This window comes from Streptomyces sp. NBC_00597, assembly GCF_041431095.1.
GTDB lineage: Bacteria > Actinomycetota > Actinomycetes > Streptomycetales > Streptomycetaceae > Streptomyces.
Genome location: NZ_CP107757.1, coordinates 3,079,768 through 3,095,936, shown reverse-complemented (window position 1 = coordinate 3,095,936; position 16,169 = coordinate 3,079,768). Strand labels below are relative to the sequence as shown.

Annotated in this window: 13 protein-coding genes; 5 read left to right on the top strand and 8 right to left on the bottom strand. The window is 71.3% G+C overall.

The window, feature by feature from the left end; translation table 11 throughout:
• Positions 1-219: 219 nt before the first annotated feature.
• The 4 genes from OG974_RS13775 to OG974_RS13760 all read right to left on the bottom strand — a co-directional run bounded on the left by OG974_RS13775 (position 220) and on the right by OG974_RS13760 (position 4,963).
• Entirely contained in the window at positions 220-1,884 is a 1,665-nt protein-coding gene (locus OG974_RS13775) for an alkaline phosphatase D family protein (RefSeq protein WP_328762453.1), read from the bottom strand.
• Between the two features lie 138 nt (positions 1,885-2,022).
• Entirely contained in the window at positions 2,023-2,820 is a 798-nt protein-coding gene (locus tag OG974_RS13770; RefSeq protein ID WP_327282980.1) for a thioredoxin domain-containing protein, read from the bottom strand.
• Positions 2,821-2,869: 49 nt separating this feature from the next.
• A complete protein-coding gene (locus OG974_RS13765) occupies positions 2,870-3,559 on the bottom strand; it encodes a hypothetical protein (RefSeq protein ID WP_327282979.1) in 690 nt (229 codons plus the stop codon).
• Positions 3,560-3,637: 78 nt separating this feature from the next.
• Positions 3,638-4,963 (bottom strand): DUF2252 domain-containing protein, encoded by a 1,326-nt coding sequence (locus tag OG974_RS13760; protein ID WP_327285615.1) that lies wholly within the window; start codon positions 4,961-4,963, stop codon positions 3,638-3,640.
• Positions 4,964-5,131: 168 nt separating this feature from the next.
• Here OG974_RS13760 and dnaE point away from each other — a divergent pair, with 168 nt between their 5' ends.
• A complete protein-coding gene (gene dnaE / locus OG974_RS13755; protein WP_371646610.1) occupies positions 5,132-8,674 on the top strand; it encodes a DNA polymerase III subunit alpha in 3,543 nt (1,180 codons plus the stop codon).
• A 94-nt stretch (positions 8,675-8,768) separates the two neighbouring features.
• On the opposite strand, the gene OG974_RS13750 is transcribed toward dnaE, so the two are convergent.
• Positions 8,769-8,933 carry a hypothetical protein gene (locus OG974_RS13750; RefSeq protein ID WP_327282977.1) on the bottom strand — a complete coding sequence of 55 codons (165 nt, stop codon included), beginning with the start codon at positions 8,931-8,933 and terminating at the stop codon, positions 8,769-8,771.
• 219 nt (positions 8,934-9,152) lie between these two features.
• Between OG974_RS13750 and OG974_RS13745 the strand changes: the two genes are divergently transcribed.
• From OG974_RS13745 to OG974_RS13730, 4 genes are read left to right on the top strand one after another with little or no spacing between them, the layout of a single operon-like run.
• Positions 9,153-10,457: an NYN domain-containing protein gene (locus OG974_RS13745; protein WP_327282976.1), complete on the top strand. Its 1,305-nt coding sequence runs from the start codon at positions 9,153-9,155 to the stop codon at positions 10,455-10,457.
• 57 nt (positions 10,458-10,514) lie between these two features.
• Entirely contained in the window at positions 10,515-11,552 is a 1,038-nt protein-coding gene (locus OG974_RS13740; RefSeq protein ID WP_371646608.1) for an ABC transporter ATP-binding protein, read from the top strand.
• Positions 11,549-12,391: an ABC transporter permease gene (locus OG974_RS13735; RefSeq protein WP_371646606.1), complete on the top strand. Its 843-nt coding sequence runs from the start codon at positions 11,549-11,551 to the stop codon at positions 12,389-12,391. The genes OG974_RS13740 and OG974_RS13735 overlap by 4 nt, the downstream gene beginning before the upstream one ends.
• Before the next feature lie 34 nt (positions 12,392-12,425).
• Positions 12,426-13,088 (top strand): hypothetical protein, encoded by a 663-nt coding sequence (locus OG974_RS13730; RefSeq protein WP_327282975.1) that lies wholly within the window; start codon positions 12,426-12,428, stop codon positions 13,086-13,088.
• Positions 13,089-13,114: 26 nt separating this feature from the next.
• Here OG974_RS13730 and ybaK read toward each other — a convergent pair whose 3' ends face one another.
• The 3 genes from ybaK to OG974_RS13715 form a co-directional block, all read right to left on the bottom strand.
• Positions 13,115-13,612, bottom strand: a complete 498-nt coding sequence (gene ybaK / locus OG974_RS13725; protein ID WP_327282974.1) for a Cys-tRNA(Pro) deacylase — start codon at positions 13,610-13,612, stop codon at positions 13,115-13,117.
• A gap of 27 nt (positions 13,613-13,639) precedes the next feature.
• Positions 13,640-14,380, bottom strand: a complete 741-nt coding sequence (locus OG974_RS13720; RefSeq protein ID WP_327282973.1) for an LON peptidase substrate-binding domain-containing protein — start codon at positions 14,378-14,380, stop codon at positions 13,640-13,642.
• A gap of 62 nt (positions 14,381-14,442) precedes the next feature.
• Positions 14,443-16,044, bottom strand: a complete 1,602-nt coding sequence (locus OG974_RS13715; protein WP_327282972.1) for an oxidoreductase — start codon at positions 16,042-16,044, stop codon at positions 14,443-14,445.
• Between the last annotated feature and the right edge of the window lie 125 nt (positions 16,045-16,169).

Below are 16,169 nucleotides of genomic sequence, written 5' to 3'. Positions count from 1 at the left end.
GCGGCGGCGGAGCATGGGGGATATGCGGGCAGAGGCGCGCACGTTGACTCCTCGCGAAGCGTGGTGGGGGGTGAGGGATTTCCTCACGCTGGCGCGAAGCTTATGTGTCCATGTCATGCACTTAGCAAGGCCTGTAAGTAAAAGATTTGTTGCTTCTGTGAGAGGAGGGGCGCCCGGTCTGCGCCAGGCGCCCCTTCTCACAACAAAATTGACGGACTGTCAGCCAACCGGCTGGTACGTCCGCTCCACCTTCTGCGTCCCGTTCGGCGTCCGGTACGAACGGGACCACGCGGCCGTGGCGGCCGGATTCCGCTTGTCGGACACCACGTAGTAGTCCATCTGTGAACGCTCGGTCGTCACGTCCAGCACCCCGTAACCGTGAGCGTCCATGTCCAGCCACTTCACGTGCCAGTTGGCGGCCTTGATCGCCGATTCCGCTACCAGCGACGCGGTGTCCGCCGGCACGTGCAGGAGGTCGTCGATGTTGTCGGAGGTCACCGACGTCACCACGAACTCGGTGGCGGCCGTTCCGGAGCCCGGGTACGTCGCCATGTTCATCGGGACCTCGTTCGCCCACGCCATGTGGATGTCGCCCGTCAGGAACACCGTGTTCTTGATCTTCTGGTCCTTGAGGTGGTTCAGCAGCTCCTTGCGGTCGTCCGTGTACCCGTCCCACTGGTCCACGTTGATCGCGAGGCCGCCCTCGGGCAGGCCCAGCAGCTTCGTCAGCGGCGCCAGCAGGTGCGCGGGCAGCGAGGCGAAGGCCACCGGCGAGATCATCACCGAGGTCCCGACCAACTTCCAGGTCGCGTTGGAGCTCGCGAGGCCCGACTTGAGCCAGTCCAGCTGGGCGCGTCCGGTGATGGTGCGCTCCGGGTCGTCGACCGCGCCGCTGCCTATCTTGGCCTGCTGGGAGCGGAACGTGCGCAGGTCCAGCAGGTGCAGGTCGGCGAGGGTGCCGAAGCGCAGCCGACGATAGACGGTGCCGGCGGTGGAGGTGCGGACGGGCATCCACTCGAAGTACGCCTGCTTGGCGGCGGCCGCGCGGGCCGCCCAGTCGCCCTCGGTGCCCGGGGTGTGGTTCTCGGCCCCGCCCGACCAGGCGTCGTTGGCGAACTCGTGGTCGTCCCAGATCGCGACGATCGCGTGCGCGGCGTGCATCGCCTGGAGGTCGGCGTCGGTCTTGTAGTTCCCGTGCCGGGTCCGGTAGTCGGCGAGGGTGAGGATCTCGTGCCGCGGCTCGTGCGGGCGTACGACGTACTTCGCCTCGGGGTAGGCCCCGTTCGCGTACTCGTAGATGTAGTCGCCGAGGTGCAGGACCGCGTGCAGGTCGGTGCGGGCGGCCAGGTGGCGGTACGCCGAGAAGTAGCCGGACTCCCAGTTGGCGCAGGAGACCACGCCGAAGCGGACCCCAGGGGTCGTCGCGTCGTGGCCCGGCGCGGTCAGGGTGCGCCCGACCGGCGAGACGGTGCCGCCGGCGGTGAACCGGTAGAAGTACGGGGTCTGCGGCCGCAGTCCGCGGACGTCCGCCTTGACGGTGTGGTCGGAGGCGGCCGTCGCGGTGACCGAACCACTCGCGGCGATCCGGGAGAAGGCCTTGTCCTCGGCCACCTCCCAGGTCACCCGGGTGGCCGGGCCGACGCCGGAGCCGGGGACCGCCTCGGGGGTCGGGGTGACGCGGGTCCACAGCAGGATCCCGTCGGGCAGTGGGTCGCCCGAGGCGATGCCGTGCAGGAAGGCCGGCCCGTTCGAGGCCGCCGACGAGGGCGAGATGCCCAGGGCGGCCGTCGCGAACGGCACGAGGGCGGCCGTGGCCGCTGCGGCCTTGACGACCGTGCGGCGGCGCGGGGTTGCCGCAGTGGGGGAAGGGAGATGACTGGTCACGGACCGGCATATTACTGACGGGTATAACCGCTGGTACACCCCTGTGAAAGCAACGGGCAGGCGAACTCTCGGAGTTCGCCTGCCCGTGTGGAGGTCCGGTGCGGGGCCGGTGCGGATCTCGTGCGGATCCGCTGCGGGTCAGCCCGCGATGGCCTTGTCGACCGCGGCCGTGAAGGACTCCGGCGTCATCTGCTGGATCTCGATCTTCTTGCCGTCCATCTTCAGCGAGGGGGTGCCCGTGACCCCGCTCTTGTCGAAGACCTTCGACATCTCGATCGCCCAGCGGTTGTACGTGCCGTCCTCGACGGCCTTCTTGAACTCGGCGTTGCCCTTGAGGGCCGGCACCGCGTCCGCGATCTTCAGCAGGTAGTCGTCCTTGCTGAACTTGTCGTCCTTCTCGTCCGGGTGGTTGTCCTTGGCGTACAGCGCCGACTTGTAGTCCAGGAACGCCTCGGGGCTGACGTTCAGGGCCGCACCCAGTGCGCTCAGGGCGTTCTTCGAGCCGCTGCCGCTGAAGGCCTTGTCGAGGAAGGTCGCCCCGACGTACTGGACCTTGTACTTGCCCGCGTCGATGTCCTTCTTGATCTGCGGGCCGACCCCCTGCTCGAACGTCGAGCAGATCGGGCAGCGGGCGTCCTCGTAGAGTTCGAGGGTCTTCTTGGCGTCGGCCTTGCCTATGACGACCGTGGTGCCGTTGTCGCCCGTGGTGTTCTTCGGGGCGACCAGCGCGGCGTCGGCGGCCTTGTCCCACTCGCCGGGCTGGTTGGCCTGCACGACCATGTAGCCGACGCCGCCGGCCAGGGCCAGGACGGCGACGACGGCGCCGGCCACCAGTACCTGGCGGCGCACCTTGTCCTTCTTGGCCTGCTTCTCGCGCTCGGCACGCAGCCGATCGCGGGCCGCCGCCTTGTTCGCCTGGCTGTTGCGTGAACTCATGGTGATCTCCGTGGGGTGTGGCTCGGTGAAAGGGGACGTCCGTACGGGGTCAGGCGCAGACGAGCGCGCCGCGTACGGGAGGTCCCCGGAGTCCCACGGAATGGGCGGGGAAGCGGGTACGGGCCCCCGCGCCCGGAAGGGCCGGGCGCAGCGCCCGCCGCACCGGGCCGACGGCGGCCGCCGCCGAGGCCGCGGCCAGCAGCAGCGGCCGGAAAGCAAAGGCGGCCACCGCGCGCAGCAGCTGGCCCAGAGCCCGCTCCCCGTACCGCAGCCAGGCCGCGGCGAGCAGCCCGACCGAGACGTGCGCGGCGAGCAGTAGCCACGGGGTCCAGGGTCCGGGCGAGGCCAGCAGGGCCACCGCGTCGGGGACGGCCCCGGGCACCTCGGCCAGCGGCCCGCCCACCGGCGGGCCGCCGCACAGCTCGTCCAGGCCCAGTGCCCGCAGCGGCCCCGAGACGGGCCCGCCGGCAGGTCCGTAGCAGACGTGCTGCCCGGCGGTGAAGACGGTGTCGGCGGCCAGCTCCAGCGGAACCAGCAGGGCGGCGATGGGGCCGAAGCCGCGCTCGCGGCCGGCCAGCGCGTACGTGAGGAGGAACACCCCGGCGAAGGCCCCGGCGACCAGTGCCGGCGGCAGCGGCACCCGGGACATCAGGACGTGCGAGCCGGCCGAGAGCAGCACGACGAGTGCGCTGAACAGCGCGGCCCGCAGCCCTCGGAGTCCTGCCCTCGATATGTCCATCGGCGCGAGTCTGCCACGAGTACCTGTGAAAACGGGTCCCCGGTCCCGAGCGGACCGGGGACCCGCGGCCGAAAACACTCAGTGCATGATGCGGCCGTTGCGGAACAGGTCCACGAAGATCTGGTGGTCGGCGCGCGCCCGCGCCCCGTACGCGTGCGCGAAGTCGACCAGCAGCTCCGCGAAGCCCTCCTCGTCGGCGGCGATCGCCGCGTCGATGGCCCGCTCGGTGGAGAACGGGACCAGCGAGTGCCCGCTCTCGGCCTCGTCGGCCGCCGCGTGCATGGTCGCCGTCGCCCGGCCCAGGTCCGCGACCACGGCCGCGATCTCCTCCGGCTCGTCCAGGTCCGACCAGTCCAGGTCCACCGCGTACGGGGAGACCTCGGCCACCAGCTGCCCGGACCCGTCCAGCTCGGTCCAGCCCAGCCACGGGTCGGCGTGTGCCTGGAGGGCGCGCTGGGAGATCACCGTTCGGTGCCCCTCGTGCTGGAAGTAGTCCCGCACGGCCCGGTCGGTGATGTGCCGGGACACCGCCGGGGTCTGCGCCTGCTTGAGGTAGATCACGACGTCGTTCTCCAGGGCATCGCTGTGCCCCTCCAGCAGGATGTTGTACGAGGGCAGGCCGGCCGAGCCTATTCCGACGCCGCGGCGGCCCACGACGTCCTTGACCCGGTAGGAGTCCGGCCGGACCAGGGACTCGTCGGGCAGGGTCTCCAGGTACCCGTCGAAGGCGGCGAGCACCTTGTAGCGGGTGGCCGCGTCCAGCTCGATCGCGCCCCCGCCGGAGGTGAAGCGGCGCTCGTAGTCCCGGATCTCGGTCATCGAGTCCAGCAAGGAGAAGCGGGTGCGGGAGCGGGCCGAGCGCAGGGCCGTCAGCAGCGGGCCCTCGGCGGTGTCCAGGGTGAAGGAGGGCACCTCTTCGTGCTTGGCGCCCGTGGCCAGGAGGTGGATGCGCTCCCGGTAGGCGCCGGCGTACGTCCGCACCAGGGCGCTGATCTGCTCGTCGCTGAGCGCCTTGGTGTAGCCGATCAGGGCGACGGAGGCCGCGAACCGCTTGAGGTCCCAGGTGAAGGGGCCGACGTACGCCTCGTCGAAGTCGTTGACGTTGAAGACGAGGCGGCCGTTGGAGTCCATGTACGTGCCGAAGTTCTCGGCGTGCAGATCGCCGTGGATCCACACCCGGCCGGTCCGCTCGTCCAGGTAGGGGCCGCCGTGCCGGTCCCGCTCCAGGTCGGCGTAGAAGAGGCAGGCCGTGCCCCGGTAGAAGGCGAAGGCGGAGGCCGCCATCTTCCTGAATTTGACCTGGAAGGCGGCGGGGTCGGCCGCGAGGAGCGCTCCGAAAGCGGTGTCGAACACGTCGAGTATCTGCTCGGCGCGCTGCTCGTTCGTCGTCTCGGGAACCGCCATGGCGGGTGCCTCCTGGTGGCGCAGTGGTGCGTGCATTTGATCATGAGGGGTCGGACGGGAGTCCTGGGTCTGCAACGGATGAAGGTACCGGTCGGTGCCCCGGTTGTGTCACTCCGCCGACGTAGACTTCGAGGCTGCTCCCCTCGTTCCTTCCGGAGGTCTGCCACCGTGACCAAGCAGCCGTTCACGCACCTGCACGTCCACACCCAGTACTCGCTGCTGGACGGTGCCGCGCGGCTCAAGGACATGTTCAACGCGTGCAACGAGATGGGCATGACGCACATCGCGATGTCCGACCACGGCAACCTGCACGGGGCGTACGACTTCTTCCACACCGCCCAGAAGGCCGGGATCACGCCGATCATCGGCATCGAGGCGTACGTGGCCCCCGAGTCCCGGCGCAACAAGCGGCGCATCCAGTGGGGCCAGCCGCACCAGAAGCGCGACGACGTCTCCGGTTCCGGTGGTTACACCCACAAGACCATCTGGGCCTCGAACGCCACCGGCCTGCACAACATCTTCCGGCTGTCCTCCGACGCGTACGCCGAGGGCTGGCTCACGAAGTGGCCGCGGATGGACAAGGAGACCATCTCCAAGTGGTCCGAGGGCCTGATCGCCTCCACCGGCTGCCCGTCCGGCGAGGTGCAGACCAGGCTGCGCCTCGGCCAGTTCGACGAGGCCGTGCAGGCCGCCTCCGACTACAAGGACATCTTCGGCGAGGGCCGCTACTTCCTGGAGCTGATGGACCACGGCATCGAGATCGAGCGCCGGGTCCGCGACGGGCTGCTGGAGATCGGCAAGAAGCTCGGCATCCCGCCGCTGGTCACGAACGACTCGCACTACACGTACGCGAGCGAGGCCACCGCGCACGACGCCCTGCTCTGCATCCAGACCGGCAAGAACCTCTCGGACCCGGACCGCTTCCGCTTCGACGGCACCGGCTACTACCTCAAGTCGACCGACGAGATGTACGCGATCGACTCCTCGGACGCCTGGCAGGAGGGCTGCGCCAACACGCGGCTGGTCGCGGACCAGATCGACACCGAGGGCATGTTCAAATTCCGGAACCTGATGCCGAAGTTCGACATCCCGGAGGGGCACACCGAGGTCAGCTGGTTCCGCGAGGAGACCATGCGCGGCATGCACCGCCGCTACCCCGGAGGCATCCCGGACGACCGGATGAAGCAGGCCGAGTACGAGATGGACACGATCATCTCGATGGGCTTCCCCGGCTACTTCCTCGTGGTCGCCGACTTCATCATGTGGGCCAAGAACCAGGGCATCGCGGTGGGCCCGGGCCGAGGCTCCGCGGCCGGCTCGATCGTCGCGTACGCCATGGGCATCACCGACCTCGACCCGCTCACGCACGGCCTGATCTTCGAGCGCTTCCTGAACCCCGAGCGCGTCTCCATGCCCGACGTCGACATCGACTTCGACGAGCGTCGGCGCGTCGAGGTGATCCGGTACGTGACGGAGAAGTACGGCCAGGACAAGGTCGCCATGATCGGCACCTACGGCACCATCAAGGCCAAGAACGCGATCAAGGACTCCGCGCGCGTCCTGGGCTACCCCTACGCCATGGGCGACCGCCTCACCAAGGCCATGCCCGCCGACGTCCTCGGCAAGGGCATCCCGCTCTCCGGCATCCTCGACCCGCAGCACCCGCGCTACGGCGAGGCCGGCGAGATCCGCGGGATGTACGAGAACGAGCCGGACGTGAAGAAGGTCATCGACACCGCCCGCGGCGTCGAGGGCCTGGTCCGCCAGATGGGCGTGCACGCCGCCGGCGTGATCATGTCCAGCGAGACGATCACCGACCACGTACCCGTCTGGGTGCGGCACACCGACGGCGTCACCATCACCCAGTGGGACTACCCGAGCTGCGAATCGCTCGGCCTGCTGAAGATGGACTTCCTCGGCCTGCGCAACCTCACGATCATGGACGACGCCGTCAAGATGGTGAAGGCCAACAAGGGGATCGACATCGACCTCCTGGCCCTCCCGCTCGACGACCCCAAGACCTTCGAACTGCTCGGCCGCGGCGACACCCTCGGCGTCTTCCAGTTCGACGGCGGGCCCATGCGTTCGCTGCTGCGCCTGATGAAGCCCGACAACTTCGAGGACATCTCCGCCGTCTCGGCCCTGTACCGGCCGGGCCCGATGGGCATGAACTCGCACACGAACTACGCCCTGCGCAAGAACAAGCAGCAGGAGATCACCCCGATCCACCCGGAGCTGGAGGGGCCGCTCGAAGAGGTGCTCGCGGTCACCTACGGCCTGATCGTCTACCAGGAGCAGGTCCAGAAGGCCGCCCAGATCATCGCCGGGTACTCGCTCGGCGAGGCCGACATCCTGCGCCGCGTGATGGGCAAGAAGAAGCCCGAGGAGCTGGCGAAGAACTTCGTCATTTTCGAGGAGGGCGCCAGGGGCAAGGGCTTCAGCGACCAGGCGATCAAGGCCCTGTGGGACGTCCTGGTCCCCTTCGCCGGCTACGCCTTCAACAAGGCGCACTCCGCCGCGTACGGCCTGGTCTCGTACTGGACCGCCTACCTCAAGGCGAACTTCCCGGCCGAGTACATGGCTGGCCTGCTCACCTCGGTCAAGGACGACAAGGACAAGTCCGCGATCTACCTCAACGAGTGCCGGCGCATGGGCATCAAGGTGCTCCCGCCGAACGTCAACGAGTCCGAGCCGAACTTCGCGGCCCAGGGCGACGACGTGATCCTCTTCGGCCTCACCGCCGTGCGCAACGTCGGCCAGAACGTCGTCGAGTCGATCATCAAGACCAGGAAGGCCAAGGGGAAGTACTCCACCTTCCCCGACTTCCTGGACAAGGTCGAGGCCGTCGTCTGCAACAAGCGCACCGTCGAGTCGCTGATCAAGGCCGGCGCTTTCGACGAGATGGGCCACACCCGCAAGGGCCTGGTCGCCCACCACGAGTCGATGATCGACAACGTGGTCGCGGTCAAGCGCAAGGAGGCCGAGGGACAGTTCGACCTCTTCGGCGGAATGGGTGACGAGGGCGCCAGCGACGAGCCCGGCTTCGGGCTCGACGTCGAGTTCTCGGACGTGGAGTGGGAGAAGTCCTACCTGCTCGCCCAGGAGCGCGAGATGCTCGGCCTGTACGTCTCCGACCACCCGCTGTTCGGCCTGGAGCACGTGCTCTCCGACAAGACGGACGCCGGCATCTCCCAGCTGACCGGCGGCGAGCACTCCGACGGCGCCGTCGTCACCATCGGCGGCATCATCTCGGGCCTCCAGCGCAAGATGACCAAGCAGGGCAACGCCTGGGCCATCGCCACCGTCGAGGACCTGGCCGGCTCGATCGAGTGCATGTTCTTCCCCGCGACCTACCAGCTCGTCTCCACCCAGCTGGTCGAGGACACCGTCGTCTTCGTCAAGGGCCGCCTCGACAAGCGCGAGGACGTCCCCCGCCTGGTCGCCATGGAGATGATGGTCCCCGACCTCTCCTCGGCCGGGACGAACGCCCCCGTCGTCCTCACCATCCCGACGGTCAAGGTCACTCCTCCGATGGTCACCCGGTTGGGCGAGATCCTGCGCCACCACAAGGGCAACACCGAGGTCCGGATCAAGCTCCAGGGACCGCGGAGCACCACCGTCCTGCGCCTCGACCGGCACCGGGTCCAGCCCGACCCGGCGCTCTTCGGCGACCTCAAGGTGCTCCTCGGCCCGTCCTGCCTGGCCGGATGACGCCGGTCGCCCAGGCCCCCGTACGCAGCAGCACGTGAAGAAGGGCGCGCCCAGAGCTCTGGGCGCGCCCTCGTGCGTGCTGCTCGCGGAGGCGTCAGTTGTGGCCGAACTTCTTCTGCTTGCCCTTGCGAGCCATGTCCATCGGACTCGGGGAGCTGCCCGAGGGCTCGGACACCGACTCCGAGCCCTTCGTCGGATCCTGCGTCGACGAGCGGGCCTGCTGCTTCTGTTCGTGCTGGCGGTTCTTGTTCTTGGCCATGGTGGAGCCTCCGTGAGGGTCTAGGGGCCAGGACCGCCTTCACCCTCACACGTCGCCACAAACCGCGCATTTTGGATCTTTGTCGTGCGGAGTCGGGACCGCCGCGGGAACGAGTGCCGGATCCGCCACGCCGATGATCGAGTTCCGGCCGTCAACACCCTTGCGGTCGGGCAGACTCGGGGCACCCGCGACAAACACAGGGGATCCCCAGGGAAGAGGGTGGTACGCGTGGACCGCTGCGTCGTCCTGGTGGACGCCGGCTATCTGCTGGGCGCCGCCGCCAGCCTTCTCGCAGGGGAGCCCTCCCGCTCCCGCATCACCGTCGACCATGCCGCCCTCATCCAGGGCCTGCGCGAGCGCGCCGAAGCCGACACCGAGCAGCCCCTGCTGCGCATCTACTGGTTCGACGGCGCACCCGACCGGGTGCCCCAGCCCGAGCACCGGCGACTGCGCGTCATGCCCCGCGTCACCGTCCGCCTCGGCGCCCTCACCCGCAGCGACGGCCGCTGGGCGCAGAAGGGCGTCGACGCCGCCATGCACGCCGAGCTGACCGAACTGGCCCGCAACCGCGCCTGCTCCGACGTCGTGCTCGTCACCGGCGACGGAGACCTGCTGCCCGGCCTGATGTCCGCCAAGGAACACGGCGTCGCCGTCCACCTGTGGGCCGTCCAGGCCGCCGACGGCGACTACAACCAGTCCGAGGACCTCGTCGCCGAGGCGGACGAGCGCCGCGTCCTGGACCGGGCCTGGATCACCCGGGCCGTCCGCGCCCGGGACCTCGCCGGGCTGTGCCCACCGCCGCCCGCACCACGCCCCGAGATCGCGGCGATCCTCTCCGCCCCGCTGCCCGAGGCCGCCCTCGCCGAGGCCGCCCGCAGCGCCGGCGGCAACGGCTCCGGCGCGCCCGCCCCCGGCGAGCCCGAGGGCAGCGGAGCGCCGGTGCCCGCCCCCACCGCCGGGGGCAAGGCCGTACCCACGCCCAAGGACCTCGCCGGCTCGCTGCGCGCCCCCGGCCCGCAGCCCGGGCCCGCGGGCGGACACGGCGGCGCCCAACCCCCGGCCGGCAGTGCCCTGCGCTGGTCCTCCGACAAGGGCTGGATCGACCGGGCCGGCCCCCTCGGCGAACCCGCCGAGACCGCCTCGCTGCCGACCCTCGCCCAGCTCACCAGCGCCGAGCAGCGCTGGGCCGACCGCGAGGAGGACATCACCACCGTCGGCGGCGACCCCTTCGAAGTCGGCCAGGTCTTCGCCCGGCGCTGGATGGAACGCCTCCCGGAGACCGTCCACCTCCAAAAACTCGCCACGATGTACCCGCGGATCCCGCACCGCATCGACGGTGAGCTGCTGCGCTACGCGGCCCGGTTCGGGCTGCTCGCGCACAAGGACGACCAGATCGACGAGCACGACCGCTATGCCATCCGCGCCGGGTTCTGGCGGGAGATCGACGTCCGCGCGGCCGCCGAGCACGTCGCAGGGCAGCCCTCCGCCGTGCCCGCGACGCCGACGGCACCGGCCGCCGAGTAGGGCGTCGGGGGTACCTCACGGCTGGGCGCGGACGAAAGCCGCGTAGGCTGCTCCCTCGTGAGTACGGGCACAGCATCAGCACGACCGAGCACGGCAGTGGCCGCAGCCGCGGCACCGGACGTGGTCTGCGCGGTGCGTGACCTGGTCAAGACGTATTCCGCCGTACGGGGCCGGCGCGGAGCTCCCGCCCTGCCCGAGACCCGGGCCACCGACGGCATCAGCCTGGACGTCCGGCGCGGCGAGATCTTCGGACTGCTCGGCCCCAACGGCGCCGGCAAGTCCACCCTGGTCCGCCAGCTCACCGGCCTGATGCGGCCCGACTCCGGCGCCGTGACCCTGCTCGGCCACGACCTCGTGCGCCACCCCGAGCGGGCGGCCCGGCTGCTCGCCTACCTGGGACAGGAGTCCACCGCCCTCGACGAGCTCACGGTGGCGCTGGCCGCCGAGACCACGGGACGACTGCGCGGACTCGACGTACGGACGGCGCGGGCCGAGCGGGACGCCGTACTGGAGGAACTCGGGCTGACCGCGATCGCCGGGCGGCCCCTGAAGAAGCTTTCGGGCGGGCAGCGGCGGCTGGCCTGCTTCGCCGCCGCGCTGGTGGGGGAGCGGCCGGTCCTGGTCCTCGACGAGCCCACCACCGGCATGGACCCCGTGGCCCGGCGGGCCGTGTGGGCGGCGGTGGACCGGCGGCGCGCCCAGCACGGGGCCACCGTCCTGCTCGTCACGCACAACGTCATCGAGGCCGAGACCGTCCTGGACCGGGTCGCCGTCATCGACCAGGGCCGGGTCATCGCCTGCGACTCCCCGGCCGGGTTGAAGGCCAAGGTCTCCGACGAGGTCCGGCTGGAGCTGGTGTGGCGCGAGGGGGCTCCGATGGACGTGCCCGAGGTCGCGCGGCTGCGCGAGGACGCCGTCACGTCGGGACGGCGCTGGGTGATGCGACTGGCGCCCGATGAAGCGCGCGCCGCGGTCGCCGCGGTAACCGGCGGGCCGGCCTTCGCAGCCCTCGACGACTTCACCCTGGCCACCCCCAGCCTGGAGGACGTGTACCTGGCCCTCGGCGGCAAGACGAAAGGGCTGGTGAAGTCATGAGCGACCGCACACCGGGCGCCGTGGCACAGGCCGTCGGGCCGGCGCCGGTGACGGCCACTGCGACGGGCGCCGTGTCCGGCCCGTCCGCTCCGCTGGCACCGCGGGCGCGGCTCTTCCCGGCGCTGGCCGCCGTGTACCGGGCCCAGCTGTCGCGGGCCCGGGTCTCGCGGATCCCGCTGCTGTTCGTGGCCACCTTCCAGTCCATCGGCATCATGATCCTGATGCGGGGCGTGGTGGACGGGGGCTCGGAGGCCCGGGCCGTCGTCGCCGGGTCCTCGGTGCTGGTGGTCGCCTTCGTCGCGCTGAACCTGCTCGCGCAGTACTTCGGGCAGTTGCGGGCCGGCGGCGGGCTGGACCACTACGCCACGCTGCCCGTGCCGCCCGCCTCGGTGGTGCTGGGCGCGGCCGCCGCGTACGCGTCCTTCACCCTGCCGGGCACGCTGGTGACGGCCGTGTTCGGATGCCTGCTGTTCGGGCTGCCGATGAGCGGGCTGTGGATCCTGGCCGCGGTGGTGCCGCTCGCCGGGGCCGCGCTGGCCGGTCTGGGCGCCGCACTCGGACTGCTGGCCCCGCGGCAGGAGCTCGCCACGCTGGCCGGGCAGCTCGGCATGTCGGCGGCGCTGCTGCTGGGCGTGCTGCCGCCGGAGCGGATGCCGGACGTGATCGGCTGGGCGCGGGACCTGCTGCCGTCGACGTACGGGGTGGAGGCCTTCGCACGGACCTTCGCCCCGCACCCCGACTGGGCTGCGGTCGGGCTGGACCTCGGCGTGTGCGGGGCGGTGGGGGTGCTCTCGCTGGCCGTCGCGACGTGGGCGTACCGGCGGGCAGCGGTCCGCTGACGCCGACGCGCCGGGCACCTGGCACGATGTGGGGGTGACCGAAGCCGTGACCACACCGTCCCCGTACGAACCGCCGCCGCCCGTGAAGCCGGGCGGCTCCGCCGGCATCACCGCGGGGGACATCCGCGACGGGGCCGCCGTGGCCCTGGTGACCGGAGTGGCCGGGGTGCTGCTCGGACTGCTGTGGGCATGGCTTGCCCCGAAGACGCAGTACGTCTCCAACGGCGAGGCGGTGTTCCTGCGGAACACCGAGAGCGAGGCCCGGATAGGGACCGACGGGACGTTCTTCCTGCTGTCGGTGGGGTTCGGGGTGCTGAGCGCCGTGCTCGTCTTCCTGTGGCGGCGCCGGGGCGGTGTCCCGCTGGTCATCGGGCTGGCGATCGGATCCGGCTTCGCCGCGCTCGTGGGATGGCGGCTGGGGCTGTGGCTGGGGCCGTCGTCGGACGTGGCCGCGGCCGCGCTGAAGGCCGGGAAGGGAGTGCCGTTCGATGCGCCGCTGCAGTTGCTGGCGCGCGGGGTGCTGCTCGTCTGGCCGATGGTCGCCGTGGCCGTCCACCTCGGGCTGACGGCGCTGTGGACCCCGCACGACGAGGACCCGGACGCCGGCTCCTCCTGGGGCCCCTACCCCCCGGCCCACGTCCACACCGACCCGTCGCCCGGGTCCGACCCGTCGGCCCCCGAGCCCCCCAAGGCCTGACCGCCGGCGCTGCGGCGCCGGCTCGGCTACGGGCGGGCGATCGGGGCCAGGGTGGCCGACGCCAAGGTCGTCAGGGTGGCGGGCGGGAGCTCGACCTCCAGGCCCCGGCGGCCCGCCGACACGCAGATCGTGGCGTGGTCCTGCGCCGACGCGTCCAGCACCGTCCGCAGCCGCTTGCGCTGGCCCAGCGGGGAGATGCCGCCCCGCACGTACCCCGTGGTGCGCTCCGCAAGCGCCGGGTCCGCCATGGACGCCCGCTTCCCGGAGACCGCGGTCGCCAGCGCCTTCAGGTCCAGGCTGCCCGACACCGGGACCACCGCCACCGTCAGCACGCCGTCCACCTCCGCGACCAGCGTCTTGAAGACCCGGTCCGGGGAGACGCCCATGGCCTGCGCCGCCTCCCCGCCGTACGAGGGGTGCGCCGGGTCGTGTTCGTACGCGTGCACCGTGAACTCCGCCCCGGCGGAGGTCAGGGCCGCGATCGCCGGAGTGCCCGCCGGAGCCTGGGTCTTCTTCTTCGCCATCGGTCCTTCGCCGTCAGTCCGGTGCCGTCAGTTCGGGTTGGTCGGTGCGCGCGTCAGGTCCACCGCCGGGAGCGACGGGAGGTGGCGGATGACCGCCGTCTCCGCGCGCAGCAGTTTCAGCTCCTCCGCGAGCCGCGTGGCGGTGTCCGGCGCCTGGAGCAGCCGCTGCTTCGCCGGGATGTCCAGTACGGCCGCCGCCGCCACCAGGTACGAGACCACCGACGGCTCGTCCGGCAGGTCCGCGCCCGAGCTCAGGGACCGCTCGCGGGCTCCGGCCAGCCGCTTCTGGTAGTTCCGGAAGGCCCGCAGGACCCCCTCCGCCAGCGCTCCCGCGCCCTCTCCCGCTTCCTCCGGGAGTTCCTCCAGCTCGGCGACCAGGTACGGGCCCGAGGTGTCCACCGACAGGAGGCGGACCCGGGACGTACCGGTGGCGAGGACCTCGAAGCTGCCGTCCTCCCGCTCCCGGATCGTCGCCGCGTCGGCGATGCAGCCCACCCGGTGGAAGGCCTGGACGGGATCCGGGCCGAAGCCGGCCGTCGGGCCCCGCTCGGGCAGGGCCGTCTGGTCCGGCAGGCCCGGCGCGGTCGGCGCGACCTCCCGGCCGTCGCGGATCGCGACGACCGCGAAGCGGCGCGGTTCGTCCTCGCCCGTCTTCAGCAGCTCCCGCATCATGGCGCGATAACGCTCCTCGAAGACGTTCAGCGGGAGGACGAGTCCCGGGAACAGCACCGAGTTGAGCGGGAAGAGGGGCAGGCGAACGGAGGTCACGACGCACAGGGTAGTGGCCGGGGGCCAGGGCCTGTCACCTCAGTTGTTTCCCGTCCGGCCGGTCATCCCCGTCTCAGCAGGCGCGAGGCTCCCGCCGCCACCGTCGTCGCGAGGATCCAGCCCAGCAGGACCAGCACCGCCGAACCCCACTGCCAGCCGCCCTCCACCTTCCACTGGCCCTCCTGGCCGAGATCGATGACCGGGAGCAGCAGGTCCAGCGCGTAGAGGGCCGCGTTCCACCCCGGGTGCTCGTCCGCCTTGATCGGCGGCGGCTCGTGCCGGGAGAAGAGCAGGGCGCCCGCCGCCCACAGCACCGCCATCCACAGGGCGGCCCGGCCCGGACGGTACCCGTACGCCACCGTCCAGTCCTGGAGGTACCCCCACGCCTTGAGCGCCGGTGGCAGGGTGGCCCGGCGCCGCCGCTGCTTGGCCAGCAGGACCTCGCGGGCGTCCGCGTCCTCGCCGCTGGTCCGCAGTACGGCGGCCAGCCGCTCGTACGGCTCGGGCGAGTACTCGGGGGTGGCCGCCGCCACCCAGGCCAGCCGGCGCGCCAGCGGGAAGTGGCCGCGGGGTGCGAGGTTCTCGTACGCGAACCCCTCGATCGACACGCCTCCCGGGCCGGGCCAGCTGGTGGACGAGTCGACCAGCTTGACCACCTTGGCCCCCGACAGCACCACCCGCCCCTGCTCAGGCCGCTCGCCGACGAACCGGAGTTCGGGCGTCTGGATCCGGCGCAGCGAGACCTCCTGCTCCTCGGTCAGCGTGAACCGGGCGCCGTAGAAGTCGACGGCGTCACCGAAGCGGCCGTCGTCCAGGCGCAGCCCGCCCCGGCACTCGAAGTGCTGGGACCGCTGCCCGCGCGTGGGCGTCTGGCCGAGCCCGTACGGGGGAGTGGAGGAGCCCAGGTCGCCGAGGACGTAGTCCAGCGCGATCGAGGTCAGGTACAGGGTCCGCTCGACGGTCAGCTGCGGGGCGTTCAGTGCGCGCCGCCCGTGCGGATTGCGCAGCCGGGCCCCGCGCAGGTTCATCGACACGCCGATCTTCGCGCCGCGCAGGCTCACCTCCCCGTCCGTCTCCAGCAGCTCGCCCTGGAAGTCCTGCGCCACCGACATCCCGTCCGCGGCGATGGCCCGGCCCTTGTTGTCCCGGCGCACCACGGCCTGGCTGATCAGCAGGTCGGTGCCGATCTGCGCGTCGGTCAGCCGGATCCCGCGGGCCACCCGGCAGCGCGGCAGGTGCAGATCGCCCTCGGTGTGGAGCCGGGAGGCGTCCAGCCGGGGTATCGCGCAGTTGACCAGGCGCAGGGTGACGAACCGGGTCTCGGACAGCTGGATCTCGCTGTCGAAGCGGCAGGACTGGAGTTCGACGTACGGCGCCACGAGCCCGCCGGACAGGTCGAGGCGCCCGGTGATCCGTACGCCGCGCAGTTTCAGCGAAGCGACCCGCCCCGGCACCGGCGGCGGCCCGTGGAGCAGCAGCAGTGCCACCACCTGGGCCCGGACGCTGCGCCCGCCGCCCCAGACCCGCCCGCTGTCGTGGGGGTCGTCCTCGGCGGCGGCCCGGGCGCTGAGATCGCAGACGCTGCCCGTCCGGTACGCCTGCCACATGCGGCGTTCGGGATCGGTGAGATCCGCGGGCTGCTCGCCCGCACGTGGCTCCGCCATGGCGGCCCCCCTCCGCTGTGCAATACGTGTAGGGGAACGCTAACGGGCGGCAGTGACGTCCGGGGCCTGTATCAGCCAGTGATACGGGCGGACAGTGGCGGGAGGCGGTCTGAGAGAATTGGGAG